At 71.8% G+C, this 17778-nt stretch carries 14 protein-coding genes; 6 read left to right on the top strand and 8 right to left on the bottom strand.

Annotation, left to right across the window (positions count from 1 at the left end; translation table 11 throughout):
• Positions 1-78: 78 nt before the first annotated feature.
• A complete protein-coding gene (locus tag FO470_RS05335; protein WP_144341833.1) occupies positions 79-747 on the bottom strand; it encodes a response regulator transcription factor in 669 nt (222 codons plus the stop codon).
• A 138-nt stretch (positions 748-885) separates the two neighbouring features.
• Complete coding sequence (locus FO470_RS05330) at positions 886-1350, bottom strand: secondary thiamine-phosphate synthase enzyme YjbQ (RefSeq protein WP_144341832.1); 465 nt, start codon at positions 1348-1350, stop codon at positions 886-888.
• A 119-nt stretch (positions 1351-1469) separates the two neighbouring features.
• Between FO470_RS05330 and FO470_RS05325 the strand changes: the two genes are divergently transcribed.
• Positions 1470-2462: an alpha/beta hydrolase gene (locus tag FO470_RS05325; RefSeq protein ID WP_144341831.1), complete on the top strand. Its 993-nt coding sequence runs from the start codon at positions 1470-1472 to the stop codon at positions 2460-2462.
• Positions 2463-2468: 6 nt separating this feature from the next.
• Here FO470_RS05325 and FO470_RS05320 read toward each other — a convergent pair whose 3' ends face one another.
• The 3 genes from FO470_RS05320 to FO470_RS05310 form a co-directional block, all read right to left on the bottom strand.
• Entirely contained in the window at positions 2469-2990 is a 522-nt protein-coding gene (locus FO470_RS05320; RefSeq protein ID WP_144341830.1) for a hypothetical protein, read from the bottom strand.
• Between the two features lie 31 nt (positions 2991-3021).
• Positions 3022-3636: a 2-hydroxychromene-2-carboxylate isomerase gene (locus FO470_RS05315; protein WP_144341829.1), complete on the bottom strand. Its 615-nt coding sequence runs from the start codon at positions 3634-3636 to the stop codon at positions 3022-3024.
• A 210-nt stretch (positions 3637-3846) separates the two neighbouring features.
• Positions 3847-4278 (bottom strand): MerR family transcriptional regulator, encoded by a 432-nt coding sequence (locus FO470_RS05310; protein ID WP_144341828.1) that lies wholly within the window; start codon positions 4276-4278, stop codon positions 3847-3849.
• A 599-nt stretch (positions 4279-4877) separates the two neighbouring features.
• Between FO470_RS05310 and FO470_RS05305 the strand changes: the two genes are divergently transcribed.
• Positions 4878-8342: an SEL1-like repeat protein gene (locus FO470_RS05305; protein ID WP_144341827.1), complete on the top strand. Its 3465-nt coding sequence runs from the start codon at positions 4878-4880 to the stop codon at positions 8340-8342.
• Between the two features lie 191 nt (positions 8343-8533).
• Here the strand turns inward: FO470_RS05305 and pdeM are convergent, their stop codons facing one another.
• The 3 genes from pdeM to FO470_RS05290 form a co-directional block, all read right to left on the bottom strand.
• A complete protein-coding gene (pdeM, locus tag FO470_RS05300; protein ID WP_144341826.1) occupies positions 8534-9298 on the bottom strand; it encodes a ligase-associated DNA damage response endonuclease PdeM in 765 nt (254 codons plus the stop codon).
• Complete coding sequence (locus FO470_RS05295; RefSeq protein WP_186291840.1) at positions 9285-11780, bottom strand: ligase-associated DNA damage response DEXH box helicase; 2496 nt, start codon at positions 11778-11780, stop codon at positions 9285-9287. Before FO470_RS05295 ends, pdeM begins: the two co-directional genes overlap by 14 nt.
• A 471-nt stretch (positions 11781-12251) precedes the next feature.
• On the bottom strand, positions 12252-13178 hold the full coding sequence (locus FO470_RS05290; protein WP_144341824.1) for a methyltransferase: 927 nt from the start codon (positions 13176-13178) through the stop codon (positions 12252-12254).
• A gap of 77 nt (positions 13179-13255) precedes the next feature.
• On the opposite strand from FO470_RS05290, the gene FO470_RS05285 reads away from it, so the two are divergent.
• The 4 genes from FO470_RS05285 to FO470_RS05270 are packed head-to-tail and all read left to right on the top strand — an operon-like array spanning position 13256 to position 17677.
• Positions 13256-14329 carry a ligase-associated DNA damage response exonuclease gene (locus FO470_RS05285; RefSeq protein WP_144341823.1) on the top strand — a complete coding sequence of 358 codons (1074 nt, stop codon included), beginning with the start codon at positions 13256-13258 and terminating at the stop codon, positions 14327-14329.
• A complete protein-coding gene (locus FO470_RS05280; protein WP_144341822.1) occupies positions 14326-16077 on the top strand; it encodes a cisplatin damage response ATP-dependent DNA ligase in 1752 nt (583 codons plus the stop codon). Before FO470_RS05285 ends, FO470_RS05280 begins: the two co-directional genes overlap by 4 nt.
• Before the next feature lie 3 nt (positions 16078-16080).
• Complete coding sequence (locus tag FO470_RS05275; RefSeq protein WP_144341821.1) at positions 16081-16350, top strand: DUF6460 domain-containing protein; 270 nt, start codon at positions 16081-16083, stop codon at positions 16348-16350.
• Positions 16351-16360: 10 nt separating this feature from the next.
• Positions 16361-17677: an MATE family efflux transporter gene (locus FO470_RS05270; RefSeq protein WP_144342076.1), complete on the top strand. Its 1317-nt coding sequence runs from the start codon at positions 16361-16363 to the stop codon at positions 17675-17677.
• The last annotated feature ends 101 nt before the right edge of the window (positions 17678-17778 follow it).

The raw sequence follows: 17778 nt of genomic DNA, 5'->3' as shown, positions 1-17778 counted from the left end.
GTCGATCATAGACAAGCCGGCCCACCGGACACGTCCTCATCCCCGGGCCTGACCCGGTGATGAGGATACTAAGGGAAATCACCCCGCCGCCTGTGCCCAGGTGCCGCCCTCGATCTTCGAGGCGGCGATCACCGCTTGGGTGCGGCTTTCCACGCCGAGCTTCTGAAGGATGGCCGAGACATGCGCCTTCACGGTCGCCTCGGAAACCCCGAGCTCATACGCGATCTGCTTGTTCAGCAGCCCCTCGGACAGCATCATCAGCACCCGCACCTGCTGCGGGGTCAGCGTGGCGAGGCGGGCGACGAGGGCCTGCGTCTCCTTGTCGGAGCCGCCGGACAGGTCGACATCGGGCGGCGTCCAGGTGCGCCCTTCCAGCACGGCGGCGATCGCCTCGCGCATGGTCTCGACCGCGCTGGTCTTGGGGATGAAGCCGGAGGCGCCGAATTCCATGCAGTTGCGGATGACGCCCGCCTCCTCATTGGCGGAGACGACCACCACCGGGATACCGGGATATTGCGCGCGCAGATACATGAGCCCCGAGAAGCCGCGCACGCCCGGCATGGTCAGGTCGAGCAGGATGAGGTCGAGATCGCTCTCGCGTTCCAGCAGCGCCTGAAGCTCCTCGAAGCCGCCGGCCTCGAATAGTTCCGCCGCCGGAAACTGGCGCGACATCGCCTCGCGCAGCGCACCCCTGAAAAGCGGATGGTCGTCCGCGATCACCAAACGGAAACTCGTCGTCGTATCCACGCGCAGCGGCCCTCTCCCCACGCGGACATGCGCTCGCCGCAAGTCCGCGCCGCGATCATGGTGCGCCGAAACCGTCGCCGCAAGCCGCATGGCGGCCTTGTCCGGCACGACCCCTTCGCAAGGTAACCACAACGACCTTTAGTGGGCCTCGCCGACAAAGGCTACAACCAATTCACGCCGGTGCGGGCGGGCGCGATGCTCGACGAGATAGAGCCCCTGCCAGGTGCCGAGCGCCATGCGTCCCTCGCTCACCGGCACGGCCAGGCTGACGCCGGTCAGCACCGATTTGATATGGGCGGGCATATCGTCCGGCCCTTCGAGATCGTGCACCCAGCCGGCCTGCTCCGGCGCCAGCCGGTCGAGCGCCGTGAGCAGGTCGATCCGCACGTCCGGATCGGCGTTTTCCTGGATGGTGAGCGAGGCCGAGGTATGGCGGCAGAACACCGACACGTCTCCCTCCCGCGCGCCCACGCTTTCGAGAAACGCCGCCACCGCCCGCGTGATCTCGATAAATCCGCACCCGTCCGTATCGACCGCGAGCACCGTCGAAAAGCGCCGCGTTACCGCGCTTTCCCGCACCTCGCCCTGCCGGATCTTCGCCATGGACGCCTCCTTGCCCTCGGGTCAGCGCTGGACGAACGGACCCGGCTGGGTTTGGATAGGACGGATCAGCCCCTGATGACAGGCCCTCCCCAACGCTATCGCCGGAGCGTCCCCGCCTCATGTCTTCTCCGCTGCCCGACCGCCCGTCCCGGTCCTCCTCTGCGCTCGTCGTCGACCCCGCCCTGTTCGATCCTGCCGCCGTCGCCCCGGACACGCGGGCGGTGAACGCCGCCATCGTCAAGGCGCTCGGCGCGGTGCCGGATCGCTGGGTGTTTCCCATGGCGATGCTGCGCAAGCTGCGTCTGGAGGGCAAGGGTCCCTTCCCGCTGTCGCCCGAGAGCCCCTATGCCGAGGTGATCGAGATCGATGGGCCGCACGGTCCGGTGCCGCTGCGCATCCTCACCCCGCCGGAGCCGGCGCGCGGCGTCTATCTGCACATTCATGGCGGCGGCTGGTGCCTCGGCTCGGCGCGCGAGAATGACGGGCTCAACCACCGCTTCGTCGAGCGCACCGGCTTCGCCGTGGTCTCGGTCGACTACCGGCTGGCCCCGGAGGTGCCCTATCCCGCCGCGCCCGACGACTGCGAAGCCGCCGCCCTGTGGCTTCTGCGCGAGGGGCCGGCGCGTTTCGGCACCGATCGCTTTGCCATCGGCGGCGAATCCGCCGGTGCGAATCTCTCGGTCGCTACCCTGTTGCGACTACGCGACCGGCACGACCTAACCCCCTTCCGCGCCGCCAACCTCAACGCCGGGTGCTACGATCTCGGCCTGACGCCCAGCGCCCGGCAATGGGGCGACGAGCCACTCGTGCTCAACACGCGCGACATCAACGTCTTCGTCGGCCACTATCTGCGCGAGGGAGGCGACATCGCCATCCCGGACATCTCACCGCTGCACGCCGACCTGAGGGGCCTGCCGCCGGCGCTCTTTACCATCGGCACACGCGACGCGCTTCTGGACGACACGCTGTTCATGGCGCCGCGCTGGCTCGCCGCCGGCAACCCGGCGGAACTCGCCGTCTATCCCGGCGGCTGCCATGTCTTCATCGGCTTCCCCGGCAGCCTGGCCGACCAGGCGCTCGCCCGCACGCATGCCTTCATCTCGGCCTGCTAGGACGAACTAAAGGCTCTGGCCCTGCTGTTGCGGGGCCACGCCGCGCAGGCGGTCGACCATCTCGAAGAAGCGGCGGAACACGTGCTCCGCCATGTCCATCGCCTGATCGAGACGCTTGCGCGCGTCCTCGGACAGCTCGGGATCATCGGCCGGCGGCACAGGCTTTGCGGAAGGAGGCTCGCCCGGACGGGCAGGCTCCGGCGGCGCCATGATGTCCGGCACGCCACCCGTGCCCGCGCCGGCGCGTCCCTTTTCCAACTCGGCAAGGCGTGCCTGCAGCCGGGCGATCTCGCCCTCCAGCGCTGCACGGTCCTCCGGAACGGCCTCGCAGACCCAGGCGCCGGATTTCATCGAGCAGAACGACATGGCGCCATTCGTCGTGTCGAGCTTGATCAGCCCGCCCTCGACGGGCTGCATGGTGAAGCGCGTGCTCTCGCCTGTCGCCGACGGTGCCTGCGCCAGAGCCGCATGGAAACCCGCCAGGGCCAGCACCAGCGCTGCCCCGGTTCCGATGGTGATTAGCCGCATATCCGGCCCTCCCCTCACGCGACGCGCCGGCTCACGGCGTGAACGGCGCGCGCCCGCTCGATAACGCGCGGTCGAGCAGGTCGATCCGATCCTGCCCCCAGAACACCTCGCCGTCGAGAACATAGGCTGGTGAGCCGAACACGTCGGCCTCCACCGCCGCGTCGTGGTTCGCCTGGTAGATGACGGCAGTCCGGTCAGCGGCAGCCATTTCCAGCAGCTCCGCCGGCAGGCCGAGTTCCGCCAGCACCTCCGCCAGCGTCGCGGGGTCGGCCATATTCTCCTCGCGCTGCCAGACGCCCGAGATCAGACGCGCGATGAGCGGCGCCGCGTCGTGACCGGCGATCTGTGCGGCGATGACGAGCCGGTCGCCATGCTTGGCATCCAACGGCCAGTGCGCGGGGCTCACATGGAAATCGATCCCCCGCGCCTCGCGCCAGCGCTTCAACTCCACCAGCCGGTAGCGCTGGCGGGCCGGGTGGCGGCGAGGGAGAGGCAGGCCGCCCGTATCGGCAAAGAGCTCACCGAGAAACACGGGACGGAAATTGACCCGTGCGCCGTGGCGCCGCGCCACATCGAGAAAGGGAGCGTGGCCGATGAAGGCCCAGGGGCTGACGATGGAGAAATAGTAGTCGATGGAACGAGACATGAGGGCCACTTCGCACGCGTATCCAGAGTGCCGAATCTACAGGGCGATCCGACCACGGCCCGTACGCTAGTGCCCTTTCCGGCTCTGTGAAACCGGATCGCGCCTTTATTGATGCGCCAATGTCCCCGCAAAATGCCGACGGCGCCCACGAAGGGCGCCGCCAACCTTGGTCCTGGAGGATCTTGGAGAGAAGAGTAATTCTGACGAGGGTCAGGCCGCCGGGCGGGCAGCGAAGGCGGCAACCATATGGCGCAACTCGCCGATGGCTTCCTCGATCTCAACCTTCTGCTGCTCGAGCAGGGCAAGCTGCTCGGCGCACTTCTCCCTGGTCAGCGCGAGACCGCCAGCCGGCACGGCGCTACCCTCGCGCAACGCCACCATCGCCTTGATCTCCGCGAGGGTGAAGCCGAGTTTTTTGCCTTTCAGGATGATAGCAAGCCGGTCGCGCTCGGCGGCGCTGTAGAGACGGGTCAGACCCTCGCGGCGGGGGGCGAGGAGGCCCTTATCCTCGTAGAAACGCAGGGCGCGCAGCGTCACGCCGAACTCGCGGGCGAGGTCGCCGATGGTGAAGAAGGCGCTCTCCCCGGAACGGGAAGAGTGAGCATCGGCCGTACGTTCGGCCTCGAAGGAGGTGAAATCCATGTCGGCAACTCCGGCTGGGAAATGGCAACACGTCAGGGGTGTTGTCGCAACTTTCGCAGACCGGTTGCCGCAAGGGGAGAAAGTCACACCCTACGTTAGGGCAACTTACTGTTAAACGCGAAATCAAGTCGTTGATTTTGCGTCACTAATCGCGGAATGCGCAACTCCGGCCGGGCGTAGCCGGCAGGGTAGCGAAATGCGTAGCGTTGAGTAGCAGGGGCCGTAGCATCGCGCCGGAGCAGCGATGGAAGAGTCGTGCACGACATACTTGGATACCGGCGCGGATCTCCCCGGCGGCACGCCGGTCCGCCTGCCGTATCCCGTCTGCCGTATCCCGTCCGCGCGGGGCGGCCGCCGACCGGTCATGCCGCGCGATCGCGAGCCCGCGTCGGCCTTCGCGTCACGTTCCCGCGCCGGCATGGTTAATCGGCGGTATCATTAACGCGCCATTTACCAAGTTTCGAAACAGTTGCGTCCGGCAGCCGCCAGAGCCGCCGCGGCGATTCCCGCCGCTCATGGCGCCGGACGCGACGGAGAAAAAGGTGAGGCAAGGGGCCCCTTCGACGGCCGGGCAAATCGCCCCCGAAGCCTGGAAAGCCATGAGCGAAGCCGCCGAGCGCGCGGGCATGCCGCTCGACCAGTGGCTGCGGGGACAGCTCCTCGGAACCACCGCCGCCGGAACCGCCGCTCCCGCCGAGGCGGCGGGCGGCGTCGCCGAATTGCAGCGCCGGATCGAGCAGCTGACCAGCGAGGTCGGCCGGCTCGGAAACATGGTCCATCCCGATACGCTGCCTTCCAACACCGACGATGCGCACGCGGCTCACGCCGCGACGGGCTACGCCGACGCGCCCTATGCGCCGCATGCCGGCGCGGCGAACGCCGGGACGGCCCATGCCGGGATGACCCGCCCCGCCATGGCGGCAGGCGCCTGCGCGCCGATGGAGGCGAGCGCCTACGCGCCGGAAGAGCCCGCGCCGGTCGCGGCGCCTCCCGCGCGCCCGGCTTCGACCGGCTCCGCCTATGCCGACCAGCGGCTCCAGGAGGCGATCCACGAGATCGACCAGCGGCTGGCGTCCATGCACCTCATCCCGCCGCGCACGGAGACGCCCCGGACGGCGCCGCCGAGCGGCCCGGTCACGGCGAACGCCATCGAGGCCGCCGTGGCCGAGATCGCCGCGCGCCAGAACGAACTCGACAGCGCCCCCCGCCGCCGGACCGCCGAAGCGCCGGCCCCGCGCGAGCCCTATTCCCGCGAGCCGGTTTCACGCGGGCCCTACTCCGGCGAGAGCGTTGGCCGCGAGAGCGTTAGTCGCGAAAATCTTGGCCGCGAAAACCTTGGCCGCGAAAATCCCGCCCGCGAGCCGCGCCCGGCGCCCGCCCGCCGGGAGAGCGCGCCCCGCGACGCGATCAGCGAGCGCTTCGTCCGCGATCCCTTCGCCGCCGGCGGCTTCCCGCCCCGCGCCGCATCGACGCCCACACCGACTCTCGCACCGGCGGCACCGGCCATGTCCTCGGCGGCCGTGCAGACGGCCGTCGGCGACGCGCTCTCGGTGCTGCAGGGCGAGCTCGGCGGCATGCGCCAGTCGCTCGCCACGCTGGCCCCGCGCCGCGCGGTCGACGAATTGCAGCGCGTGGTGCAGCAGCTTGCCGACCGGGTGGAGCGCTCCGGCTCGCGCGACGAGGACCTGCGCAGCACGCTGGTCGCCCTGCGCGACATGATCGGCGGGCTGAAGCTGCCCGAACACCCGGCGCTGCTGCTCGGGCGCATCGACGCGCTGGAGCGCAAGCTCGACATCGTCAACGCCAAGATGGTGGACGGCGCCACCGTTGCCCGCCTTCAGGCGCAGGCCGGCGAGATCCGCGAATTGCTGGCCCGCACCCTCTCCTCGGATTCGGTGCGCCTGCTCGCCGAGCAGGTGTCCATGCTGGCGACCAAGGTCTCCGACATGGCCGCCAACGAGGACCGCGCCTTCCGCACGGCGGTCGGCTCGCTGGAGCGGCGCCTCGACACGCTGGCCGACAAGATCGGCAACCAGCCGGCGCCGGTCATCCCGCTCGACGACCTCGTCGGCCGGCTCGACGCCATCCAGACCAGCCTCGCCAGCGCCCGCCGCGAACTGCCGGCCGGCATAGAGACGATGATCAAGGGCCTGTCCGAGCGCATCGAACGGATCGAGCGCCCGATTTCCATCCCCGACAACGGGCCGCGCCTCGACGATCTCAGCCGGCAGATCGGCGAGCTCACCCAGAGGATCGAGAAGGCGGTCGCCGGCGCCGAGATCGCCGGCCAGCTCTCCAGCATCGAGCGCGGCGTCAACGACCTCTTCATCCAGATGGAAGAGACCCGCGCCACCTTCCTCGCGGGCTCGCACCCCCGTCCGCCGGGCAATGGCGGCAACCCGAACGGCGGCGCGCGGATCCGGCGCGAGATCGCCGCCGTCGAGGCGAAGGCTCCGACGGCTTCTGCCCCGACCGCTTCTGCCCAGACGGCCCCGGTTGCCGCTGCTCCGGTGGCCGCGATGCCGGCCGTATCGGCGGCGCCCGCCCCGGCCGCCGAGGCCGTGGCGACGTCTCCGGCCGAGCCCGTGGTCGAGGCCAGCTTCACGCCGCCGCCGGCCTCGATCCCCAAGCCTTTCGAGCCCCAGCTCATGCGGGCCGCGCTGGAGGAACTGAACCGTTCCGCCGGGGCGGCGGCCGCGCTCGGCGCCGGTCCGGTCGCGGCGGGGGCGCCGGCCTCGGTCCCGTCCGCCGAGATCGAGACCACCGACACCGCCGACATCGAAACCGCCGACACGCCGCATTCGGACGAGCCGGCCGCGCTCGACCACCGCCGCGACGAAGCCTCGCTGCTCGCCCGCGCACTGGAGGACGAGTTCGACTTCCGCCCGGTCGACCTCGACGCACAGGCCGCCGCGCGCGGCATCGTGCCGGGCGAGGCCCCGGCGGCGGCGACCGGCGCGGCGACGGGCGCGCCCAGCCGCGCCGCCTTCATCGCCCAGGCCCGACGCGCCGCCCAGCCGGCCGGCACCATTCCGCCGGAACTGCGCAGCCATATCGCCGACCGCCATCGCCGCCAGCCCACCCGCTGGCTGGCGCGCATCCGCGCCATGCTGCTGATCGGCCTGTGCGGCTCGGCGCTGGCCTATGGCTCCTGGCACCTGCTGACGCAGCTGCGCGACGGCCAGCTGCGCGCCTTCGCGCCGACCTCCTCGGCCACCGCGACGCTGCCTCCGGCGGCCCGCCCGGCACCGACGCCGGACGATGTCACCGGCTCGATCGGCAAGGCCGCGCCACGTCCCCAGCCGCCGGCCGGGCTGCCGGCCAACCCGCAGGGCGCTCCCGTCGGGCCCGCCGCCCCGGTGGCGCCGATCGGCCCTTCCAGCATGTCGCTGCCGACCGAGCTGCCCGGCGGCATCGCCAGTCAGGCGCTGCGCGCCGCCGCGCTGGGCGGCGACCCCGGCGCGGCCTTCGAGATCGCCCGGCGCTTCATGGACGGCGAAGGCGTGGCGCCCAGCGCCGCCCGCGCCGCCGAATGGTACGCCTACGCCTCGGCCAACGGCTCGGTGCCCGCGACCTACCGGCTCGGCATGATCTACGAGAAGGGCATGGACGGCGTGCCGCGCGACGTCGCCAAGGCGCGCCAGCTCTATGTGCAGGCGGCCGACGCCGGCAACGTCTCGGCCATGCACAATCTCGGCGTGCTGCTGGCCTCCGGCGTCGACAACCCGCCGGACTACCGCAACGCCGCCGCCTGGTTCACCCGCGCCGCCGAGCACGGGGTGCGCGACAGCCAGTACAATCTCGCCGTGCTCTACGCCCGCGGCTTCGGCGTGGCGATGAACCCGCCCGAGGCCTGGCGCTGGTTCGCGCTCGCCGCCGCCCGCGGCGACGGCGAGGCCGCCGCCAAGCGCGACGAGATCGGCGACCGGCTCGACCCGCGCACGCTCGCGGCGGTCCGGCAGGAGGTGGAGGGCTGGACGCCGCAGGTGGTCGACGCGCTGGCCAATGACAGCTCGGCCACCGGCTGGAACGACGGCATGCCGCGCAAGACCGCCTCGCGCTGAGACGGCCGCGCGCGGAGATGGCCGCGCGCGGAGACGGCCTCGCGCGGAGGTCGCCTCGCGCTGAACCTCGACGCCCATCCACCCGAACGACGTCATGGCCGGGCCTGTCCCGGTCCTCCACGTCTTTGGACCGGGAGAACTCGTGGGTGCCCGGTCCGGGACCGGGCATGACGTGGTTCCCTTGGGCTTTTTCAGCCCGCGCGATCTGGCAGGCAGGCGTGATGGGCGATGCGGTAGGTGCGGGCGGCGCCGACGAGATGGGCGGCGTAATCGCGCACGAACAGCCCGGCCAGCGCGGCGTCGCGAATGTTCAGCCCGCCCGCATAGGCGCCCAGCGCCGGCATGACGAGCCGCGACCCGTCGGTGGCGAAGCAGCGGCGCCGCAGGCTGCGCCCGCGCTGCACGAGGCGCGCCACCGGATGGAAATGCCCGACGATCTCGCCCCGCACGAAGCCGGGCGCCGGCTCGTGGCGCAGCGTCAGCGGCCCGAGGCGCAGCAAATCGAGATGGTTGCCGCCGAGCTCGGGGGCGGGATCGGGATCGTGATTGCCGGCGATCCAGATCATCTCGCGCCCGCGCCCCAGCGCGGCGAGGCTGGCGCGCTCGTCGCTGCCCAGCCGTGCGGCGGCGCCGCGGTCGTGGAAGCTGTCGCCCAGCGCGACGATGGCGCGCGGCTGCCAGCGGGCGGCGATGCGCTCCAGCAAGGCGAGCGTGGCGCGGGAATCATAGGGCGGCAGCGGCACGCCGCGGGCGGCGAAGGCCGAGCCCTTCTCCAGATGCAGGTCGGCGACGACCAGCAGGCGCTCCTCCGGCCAGTAGAGGGCGCCGGCGGGATCGAGCAGCAGGTGCACGCCGGCGAGCAGGATGCCGTCGTCGGCGGAATCCTGGGCGGGAACCCGCGCCGCGTCGCCCTCCGCCGGTGTCTGGTCCGCCGGTGCCCCGTCAGGCCGCGCCATTCATCGCCTCCCGGATCAGCTCGTCCTCGGCCTCGGCGAGCAGCGCCTCGTTCGCCGCGCCCGCCACCATCTCGCGCCCGATCTCCAGCATCACCGGCACGGCGAGCGGGGAGACGCGCGGCAGGGCGACGTGGTCGATTCGCCCCCGGATGCGGGTGAGCATGTCGGAGAGGCGGCGAATGTCCAGCAGCCCCGTCGCCGCATCGGCGCGGGCGGCGCGCAGCAGCAGGTGGCCGGGCTCGTGGCGGCGCAGCACGTCATAGACGAGATCGGTCGACATCGTCACCTGGCGGGAGTTCTTCTCCTTGCCGGGGAAGCGGCGCTCGATCAGCCCGGCGATGACCGCGCACTGGCGGAAGGTGCGCTTCATCAGCGAGGTCTCGGCGAGCCAGGCCTCGAGGTCGTCGCCCAGCATGTCGGCGTCGAACAGGCCGTCGAGGGAGAGCCGCCCGCCGCCGACCGCCGCCGAGAGGTCGGAAAGGCCGTAGATGGCGAGGGCGTAGTCGTTGGCCATGAAGCCGAGCGGGTGGAGGCCGGCGCGGTCGAGGCGGCGGGTCAGCAGCATGCCGAGCGTGCGGTGGGCGAGGCGTCCCTCGAAGGGGTACGCCACCAGATAATGCCGCCCGCCGCGCGGGAAGGTCTCGACCAGCAGGTCCTCGCGGCCCGGCAGGCGCGAGCGGCGCCGCTGCAGGTCGAGCCATTCGTGCACCTGTCCCGGCAAGGCGGGCCAGCGGGCGGGCGTCGCCAGCAGCGCGCGCACGCCGGCGGCGAGGAAGGTGGAGAGCGGGAACTTGCCGCCCTCGTAGGAGGGCACCTTCGGCTCGGTGGCGCTGGTGCGGGCGGCGCGCACCTCGTTCTCGACGATGGTGAGGAATTCCAGCACCTCGCCGGCGAAGACGAAAGTGTCGCCGGGGCTGAGCTGCTCGGCGAAATACTCCTCCACCTCGCCGAGCACCCGCCCGCCATAGCGGGATTTCGCGCCGGCGAGGCGCACCTTCAGCATGGTCGCCTCGACGATGGTGCCGACGTTCAGCCGGTACTGCTGCGCCACCTGCGGGTTGGCCACGCGCCAGCGGCCGTCCTTCATCCGGCGGATGCGGGCGAAGCGCTCATAGGCGCGCAGCGCGTAGCCGCCGGTGGCGACGAAATCGATCACGTCGTCGAAATCGGCGCGGGAGAGGTCGGCATAGGGCTCGGAGGAGGTCACTTCCGCGAACAGCTCGTCCGCCGCGAAGGGCGCGGCGCAGGCCATGCCGAGCACGTGCTGGGCCAGCACGTCGAGCGCGCCGGTGCGGATCACCGCGCCGTCCTGCGCCCCCGCCCGCACCGCCTCCAGCGCCGCCCGGCATTCCAGAACCTCGAAGCGGTTGGCCGGCACGAGCACGGCGCGCGAGGGCTCGTCCAGCCGGTGATTGGCGCGGCCGATGCGCTGCATCAGGCGCGAGGAGCCCTTTGGCGCGCCCACGTTGATCACCAGATCGACCGCGCCCCAGTCGATGCCCAGATCCAGCGAGGAGGTGCACACCACGCCCTTCAGCCGCCCCTCGCCCATCGCCGCCTCGACCTTGCGGCGCTGGGCGACGTCGAGCGAACCGTGATGCAGCGCGATGGGCAGGTTGGCGTCGTTGATGCGCCACAGCTCCTGGAACAGCAGCTCGGCCTGCATGCGGGTGTTCACGAAGACGAGCGTCGTCGTGTTGGCCGCGATCAGCCCGTAGATCTCCGCGAGGGCATGGCGCGCCGTGTGCCCCGCCCAGGGCACGTGGGCGACGCTTTCCAGCATGGAAAGGTCGGGCGCCGCCCCCGCCTCGGCGACCACCATATCGCCCATCGCGCCCTTCCCGTCCTGCGGCACCAGCCAGCGGCGCAGCGTGTCGGGATCGGCCACGGTCGCCGACAGACCGACCGTCTGCGCAGCGGGCGCGAGGCGCCGCAGCCGGGCGAGCCCGAGCGCGAGCAGGTCGCCGCGCTTGGAGCCGGCGAGCGCGTGCAGCTCGTCCAGCACGATGCGCTTGAGGTCGGCGAACAGGTGCTCGGCGTCCGCCGAGGCGAGCAGCAGGGCGATCTGCTCGGGCGTGGTGAGCAGGATGTCCGGCGGGTCGCGCCGCTGGCGCTGACGGCGCGCGGCGGGCGTGTCGCCGGTGCGGGTCTCGATGCGGATGGGCAGCGCCATCTCCGCCGCCGGCCGCTCCAGATTGCGCGCCACGTCGACCGCCAGCGCCTTCAGCGGCGAGATGTAGAGCGTGTGCAGGCCCGGCGGCCGGGCGCTGTTGCGCGGCTTCGGGCGCCCGGCGAGCTCGACGAGGGTCGGCAGGAAGCCGGCCAGCGTCTTGCCCGCGCCGGTGGGCGCGATCAGCAGGGTGGAGCGCCCGGCCCGCGCCTTCGCCAGCAGCGCGAGCTGATGGGCGCGCGGCGCCCATCCCCGGCCGGCGAACCAGCGGCGGAAGGGCTCGGGGAGGAGGTCGTCGGGTACGCTGTCCATGATCGGCACGGCGAGAAGCTAATGCCTGCGCGCGGAAATGCGAGGGGGCGCGCGCGGATGCCACCCCTCCGACCCGCTTCGCGGACCACCTCCCCCGCGGGCGGGGGAGAGTTTGGAGGGACAGCAGGGTTTCAGCCCTTGCGCCGCCATGCCCGGGCTTGTCCCGGCCATGACGGCGGGAAGGTGGAGAGGGCCGAGGGCCGCATGTCGGGCGCCTTTGCCGGCCTGCGTGCGTCGAGGCCGGACTGACGACCGGCGCCTCAGCATGACGGGGATGCTTTGGGACAAAAAGCGCCGTCATGCCCGGGCTTGGCCCGGGCATCCACGACTTGGGCCGGGGCGCGGGCAGGAAGGCGTGGATGGCCGGGACAAGCCCGGCCATGACGGTGAGAGAACGGGGAGGATCGGGCCGAGCCCGGCCATGACGGCGGGGATGGGCCGGGTGGGTCCGCCCATTTGGCGGCCAAGCGGTCAGCTTTCGCGCATCCCCACCACCACCAGCCCCGGCACCGGCTCGCCCTTTTCCTTGCGCACCCATTCGTCGGTGAGAAGCCGCAGGGCCAGACCGGCCTCGGCGAGCGCGGCGCGGACATAGGCTTCCGCATGGGCGAAGCGCAGCGTGTCGCGCAGCAGGACGCCCTCCCCGCCATGCGTCTCGGTGGTGAAGGCGAGCAGCCCGCCCGGCTCCAGCACGCGGCGCGCTTCCGCCAGCACCGGGCCCAGCCCGTCGAGATAGCAGAAGGCGTCGCCCGCGAAGATGAGATCGGCCTCGCGCGCCGGCCGCTCCTTCAGGAAGGCCACCATCTCGCCCACGGCCAGCGCGTCGTAGATCTTCCGGCGCCGGGCGTGGGCGACCATGTTGGGCGAGATGTCGACGCCCTCCATGAAGCCGATGCGCTCGACCAGCCGCGCCCCGACCAGCCCCGTGCCGCAGCCGAGATCGAGCCCGCGGGCGAAGGCATAGGGCCGCTCCAACGCGGCGCAGGCGGCCTCCAGCGCGCGGTCGATCAGCTCCGGGCCGCGATAGTCCAGCCGGGCGAGGGCGACGTCGAAACGGTCCGCATACTGGTCGAACAGGACGCGCACATAGGCCTCGCTCATGCTCGCCACCTCGCCTTCGAGCCGGGCGAGGCGCAGCGCCGCGCCGAACGTGTCCCCGGGATCGAGGGCGAGCGCCTGTCCGAAGGCCTCGCGCGCCTGCGCGGCGTCGCCCGCCGCTTCCCGCGCCTCGCCGAGCAGGAACCAGCCGGGGGCGTAATGGCCGGCGCGGGCCACCGCTTCGGCCAGAAGCTCGGCGGCGTCCGCCGCGTTTCCCTCCTGCATCAGCGCGCGCGCCCAGTCGATCCGGCGATCGACAAGCGGGTCGCCGGACGAACGGATGAGCCTGCCTGCACTCATGCGGGTGGTTCTCTGACGATGGGCCTCCGCGAGGCGTCTCGCGGAAATCGGGCGCGCCGCCCTATATATCTTCCGCGATGCGCCCGGAAGAGCTTCTCCATTCCACGCCACAGGGACTTTACTCGCCCGCCGGCGACTTCTTCATCGACCCGACGCGGCCCGTGGCCCGCGCGCTCATCACCCATGGCCATTCCGACCATGCGCGCGCCGGCCACGGCGCGGTGATGGCGACGCGCCGGACGCTCGACATCATGGCGATCCGCTACGGCGAGGGCTTCGCGGGGACGACGCAGGCGGCCGCCTATGGCGAGCGGCTGGAGGTGAACGGGGTCGGCGTCACCTTCCACCCGGCCGGGCATATCCTCGGCTCGGCGCAGATCGCGCTGGACCGGCAGGGCTGCACCATCGTCGCCTCCGGCGACTACAAGCCGGGAGCCGACCCGACGGCCGAACCGTTCGAGCCGGTGCCCTGCCACGTCTTCATTTCCGAGGCGACCTTCGGCCTGCCGGTGTTCCGCCATCCCGATCCGGCACAGGAGACGGCGAAGCTGACCGCCTCGCTGGCGCTGTTTCCCGAGCGGGCGCATCTCGTCGGCGCCTATGCGCTGGGCAAGGCGCAGCGGGTGATGGCGCTCCTGCGCGCCGCCGGGCACGAGCGCCCCATCCTGATCCACGGCGCGATGGAGCGGCTGACCGACTATTACCGCTCCGAGGGCATCGCGCTCGGCGCGGTCCGCCTCGCCCGCGACGCGGCGCCGGCGGAGCTGGCGGGCGCGGTGGTCATCTGCCCGCCCGGCGCGATGACCGATCTCTGGTCGCGCCGCTTCCCCGATCCCGTCACCGCCTTCGCCTCGGGCTGGATGCGCATCCGCGCCCGCGCCCGGCAGAACGGCGTGGAGCTGCCGCTGATCATCTCCGACCATGCCGACTGGGACGACCTTCAGGCCTCGATCCTCGCCACCGGCTGCGAGGAGCTGTGGGTGACGCACGGCCAGGAGGACGCGCTGGTGCACTGGGCGGGGCTCGCCGGGCTGAGGGCGCGCCCGCTGCACATGGTGGGCTATGGCGAGGAGGAGGCGGAGACGACCGCCGCCGCGGACACGGCCGCCCCTGACACGCCCGCCCCGGAAAGCCCGGAGGCGCAGCCGTGAACCGCTTCGCCGCGCTGCTCGACCGGCTCGCCTACGAGCCGCGCCGCAACGGCAAGATCGCGTTCATCGCCGATTATTTCGCCCATACGCCCGACCCCGAGCGCGGCTGGGCGCTGGCGGCGCTCACCGGCGCGCTCTCCTTCCGCAACGCCAAGCCGGGGCTGATCCGCCAGCTCATTTCCGAACGCACCGACCTGGTGCTGTTCGCGCTGTCCTATGACTATGTCGGCGACCTCTCGGAGACGGTGGCGCTGATGTGGCCGGCGCCGCCACGGGCGATGCCGACGCCGGGCGCCCCCTCACCCAACCCTCTCCCCGTGGGGAGAGGTGAAGAGGACGTCCCCCTATCCGCCATCGTGCACGCCCTCGCCCATATGGGCCGCGCCGAGCTGCCGGCGGTGCTCGCGAGCCTGCTCGACCGGCTCGACGAGACCGGCCGCTGGGCGCTCCTGAAGCTGATCACCGGCGGGCTGCGCATCGGCGTCTCCGCCCGCCTCGCCAAGACGGCGGTGGCGGCGCTGGGGGAGCGCACGCCGGACGAGATCGAGCTGGTGTGGCCGGGGCTGAAGCCGCCCTATGAGGCGCTGTTCGCCTGGGCGGAAGGGCGCGGCGCGCGCCCGCAGACCGACGACCCCGCGCCGTTCCGCCCGGTGATGCTCTCCCATCCGGTGGAGGACGGGGATTTCGGGAGCCTCGACCCCGCCGATTTCCGCGCCGAATGGAAATGGGACGGAATTCGCGTGCAGGCGGTGCGGGCGGCCGGCGCCGACGGGCGGCACGTGACGCGGCTCTACAGCCGCACCGGCGAGGACGTCTCCACCGCCTTCCCGGACCTTGCCGGCGCGCTCGCCTTCGACGGCGCGGTGGACGGCGAATTGCTGATCCTGCGCGAGGGGCGGGTGCAGTCCTTCAACGTGCTGCAGCAGCGGCTGAACCGGAAGGTGGTCTCGCCGAAGCTGCTCACGGAATTCCCCGCCCATATCCGCGCCTACGACCTGCTGGCGGCGGCGGGCGAGGACCTGCGCGACCTGCCCTTCGACGCGCGACGGGCGCGGCTGGAGGCGCTGGTCGCCGCCCATCCGCGCGACGGGCGGATCGACCTCTCGCCGCTGGTGCCGTTCGCGACGTGGGACGAGCTCGCGCAGGCGCGGGCCGACCCGGCCTCCCACGGCGCCGGCGCCGACGCCGAGGCGGTGGAAGGGGTGATGCTCAAGCGCGCCGACAGCTTCTACCTGCCCGGCCGGCCCAAGGGACCGTGGTGGAAGTGGAAGCGCGACCCGCACAGCGTCGACGCCGTGCTGATGTACGCCCAGCGCGGGCACGGCAAGCGCTCTTCCTACTACTCGGACTACACGTTCGGGGTGTGGACCGGCGAGCGCTCCGGCGAGGGCGAGCTGGTGCCGGTGGGCAAGGCCTATTTCGGCTTCACCGACGCCGAGCTGATGGAGATCGACCGCTTCGTGCGCCGCCACACCGTCAACCGCTTCGGGCCGGTGCGCGAGGTGGTGCATACGGCCGCCGAGGGGCTGGTGCTGGAGGTGGCGTTCGAGGGGCTGGCGCGCTCCACCCGTCACCGCTCGGGCCTCGCCATGCGCTTCCCCCGCATCGCCCGCCTGCGCTGGGACAAGCCGCCGGGCGAGGCCGACCGGCTGGCGACGCTGGAGCGGATGATCGGGGAGGAAGGCCACGCTCCCCGCCGGCCTTCGGGCGTGCTAGGGAAGGCGAAATCGCCCATCGGAGGAGCGTGATTCATGTCCGACAACAACGTCGCCCGCTGGATGGGCGGTTCGCCCTTCTGGGTGCTGGTCCGCCTCGTGCTGCTGTCGGTGGTGGTCGGCGTCATCCTCTCCGCGCTTGGGCTCGACCCGCTGAACATCCTGTCGAGCCTGGAGAGCCTGGTCCGGCACCTGTTCAATTTCGGCTTCGACACGGTGGAGCGGCTGTGGCGCTATTTCCTGCTGGGCGCCGTCATCGTCATCCCGCTCTGGCTGATCACCCGCGTCGCCGGGCGCGGACGCTGATGCCGTGAGCCTGCACGCCGGCCGGGTCGAGGTCTCCTCCCGGCGCTTCCTGACCATCGCGCTGCCGGCGACGCTGGCGCAGATGACGACGCCGTTGCTCGGCCTCGTCGCCACCGGCGCCATCGGCCGGCTGGGCGACGCGGCGCTGCTCGGCGCGGTGGCGGTCGGGGCGCTGCTGTTCGACTTCGTGTTCTGGATCTTCGGCTCGATCCGCATGGGCACGGCCGGGCTGACAGCGCAGGCGCTCGGCCGGCGCGAGACGATGGAGCTGCGCGCCGTGCTGGTGCGCGCGCTGCTGATCGCCGCCGCCATCGGGCTGGTGCTGATCCTCGTGCACGCCCCGCTCTCCTCCCTCGCCTTCCTGGCGATGGGCGCCAGCGAGGAGGTGCACGTGGCGGCGGCGCTCTATTTCTCGGTGCGCATCCTCTCCGCCCCCTTCGCCATCGGCAACTTCGCCATTCTCGGCTGGCTGGTCGGCATCGCCCGCACCGATATCGGCCTCGGCCTGCAGATCCTCATCGCCGCGGTGAACGCCGCCGCTACGGTGCTGCTGGTGCTGCACTGGGATTTCGGCATCGCCGGCGCGGCGGCGGCCAACGTGCTGGCGGAGGCGGTCGGCACGCTGTTCGGCCTCGGCGCCGCCGCGCGCCTCATCGGGCGCGACTGGCGGATGCCCTGGCGCGCCGTGCTCGACCGGGCGCGGCTGATCGAGACGGTGGCGGTGAACAGCGACATCATGATCCGCACGGCGCTGATCATGAGCGTGCTGCTGTTCTTCACCGCGCAGGGCGCCCGCCAGGACGACGCGACGCTGGCCGCCAACGCCGTGCTCTACAACATCGTGATGGTGACGGCCTTCTTCCTCGACGGCTTCGCCACCGCCGCCGAGCAGATCTGCGGCCAGAGCGTGGGCGCCAAGGACGGGCCCGGCTTCCGCCGCGCCGTGCGCATGGTGCTGTTCTGGGGCTTCGGCTTCGCCGCGCCGGCGACGCTGCTCCTGATGGCCGGCGGCGGCGGCGTCATCGACCTGCTTTCCGCCAACGAGGACGTGCGCCGGGTCGGCCGGGAGTTCCTGCCGCTCGCGGCGCTGACGCCGCTGCTCGGCGTCGCCGCCTTCGCCTATGACGGCATCTATGCCGGCTCCACCTGGGCGCGCGACATGCGCAACCTGATGTTCCCGGCGGTGGCGCTGTTCTTCCTCGCCTGGTGGCTGACCCTGCCGCTCGGCAATACCGGGCTGTGGCTCGCCTATCTCATCTTCATGGCCGGGCGCGGCCTGTTCCTGGCGCTGCGGCTGCCGGCGCTGGAACGGCGCACCTTCGCCTGAAGGCGCCGGGTCGGCGTCCCGGCCATGCCGGGCGGCGGCTTGACCGGCCCGGCCTCCGGCGGGAGGATCGCCCGTGCTCCGGCCCGCCACGACGCCATGGA

The sequence above is a fragment of the Ancylobacter moscoviensis genome (genome assembly GCF_007559435.1).
GTDB classification, from domain to species: Bacteria; Pseudomonadota; Alphaproteobacteria; order Rhizobiales; family Xanthobacteraceae; genus Ancylobacter; species Ancylobacter moscoviensis.
Note: the sequence above shows the minus strand (reverse complement) of the source record. Positions and strands in the feature narration are given on the sequence as shown.

What these genes read in the sequence shown, in the direction of transcription:
- FO470_RS05290 (WP_144341824.1), bottom strand. Translation starts at nt 13,178, where the DNA reads ATGAGTGCAGGCAGGCTCATCCGTTCGTCCGGCGACCCGCTTGTCGAT.
- FO470_RS05310 (WP_144341828.1), bottom strand. Translation starts at nt 4,278, where the DNA reads ATGGATTTCACCTCCTTCGAGGCCGAACGTACGGCCGATGCTCACTCT.
- FO470_RS05325 (WP_144341831.1), top strand. Translation starts at nt 1,470, where the DNA reads ATGTCTTCTCCGCTGCCCGACCGCCCGTCCCGGTCCTCCTCTGCGCTC.
- FO470_RS05275 (WP_144341821.1), top strand. Translation starts at nt 16,081, where the DNA reads ATGTCCGACAACAACGTCGCCCGCTGGATGGGCGGTTCGCCCTTCTGG.
- FO470_RS05320 (WP_144341830.1), bottom strand. Translation starts at nt 2,990, where the DNA reads ATGCGGCTAATCACCATCGGAACCGGGGCAGCGCTGGTGCTGGCCCTG.
- FO470_RS05315 (WP_144341829.1), bottom strand. Translation starts at nt 3,636, where the DNA reads ATGTCTCGTTCCATCGACTACTATTTCTCCATCGTCAGCCCCTGGGCC.
- FO470_RS05305 (WP_144341827.1), top strand. Translation starts at nt 4,878, where the DNA reads ATGAGCGAAGCCGCCGAGCGCGCGGGCATGCCGCTCGACCAGTGGCTG.
- FO470_RS05285 (WP_144341823.1), top strand. Translation starts at nt 13,256, where the DNA reads ATGCGCCCGGAAGAGCTTCTCCATTCCACGCCACAGGGACTTTACTCG.
- pdeM (WP_144341826.1), bottom strand. Translation starts at nt 9,298, where the DNA reads ATGGCGCGGCCTGACGGGGCACCGGCGGACCAGACACCGGCGGAGGGC.
- FO470_RS05330 (WP_144341832.1), bottom strand. Translation starts at nt 1,350, where the DNA reads ATGGCGAAGATCCGGCAGGGCGAGGTGCGGGAAAGCGCGGTAACGCGG.
- FO470_RS05295 (WP_186291840.1), bottom strand. Translation starts at nt 11,780, where the DNA reads ATGGACAGCGTACCCGACGACCTCCTCCCCGAGCCCTTCCGCCGCTGG.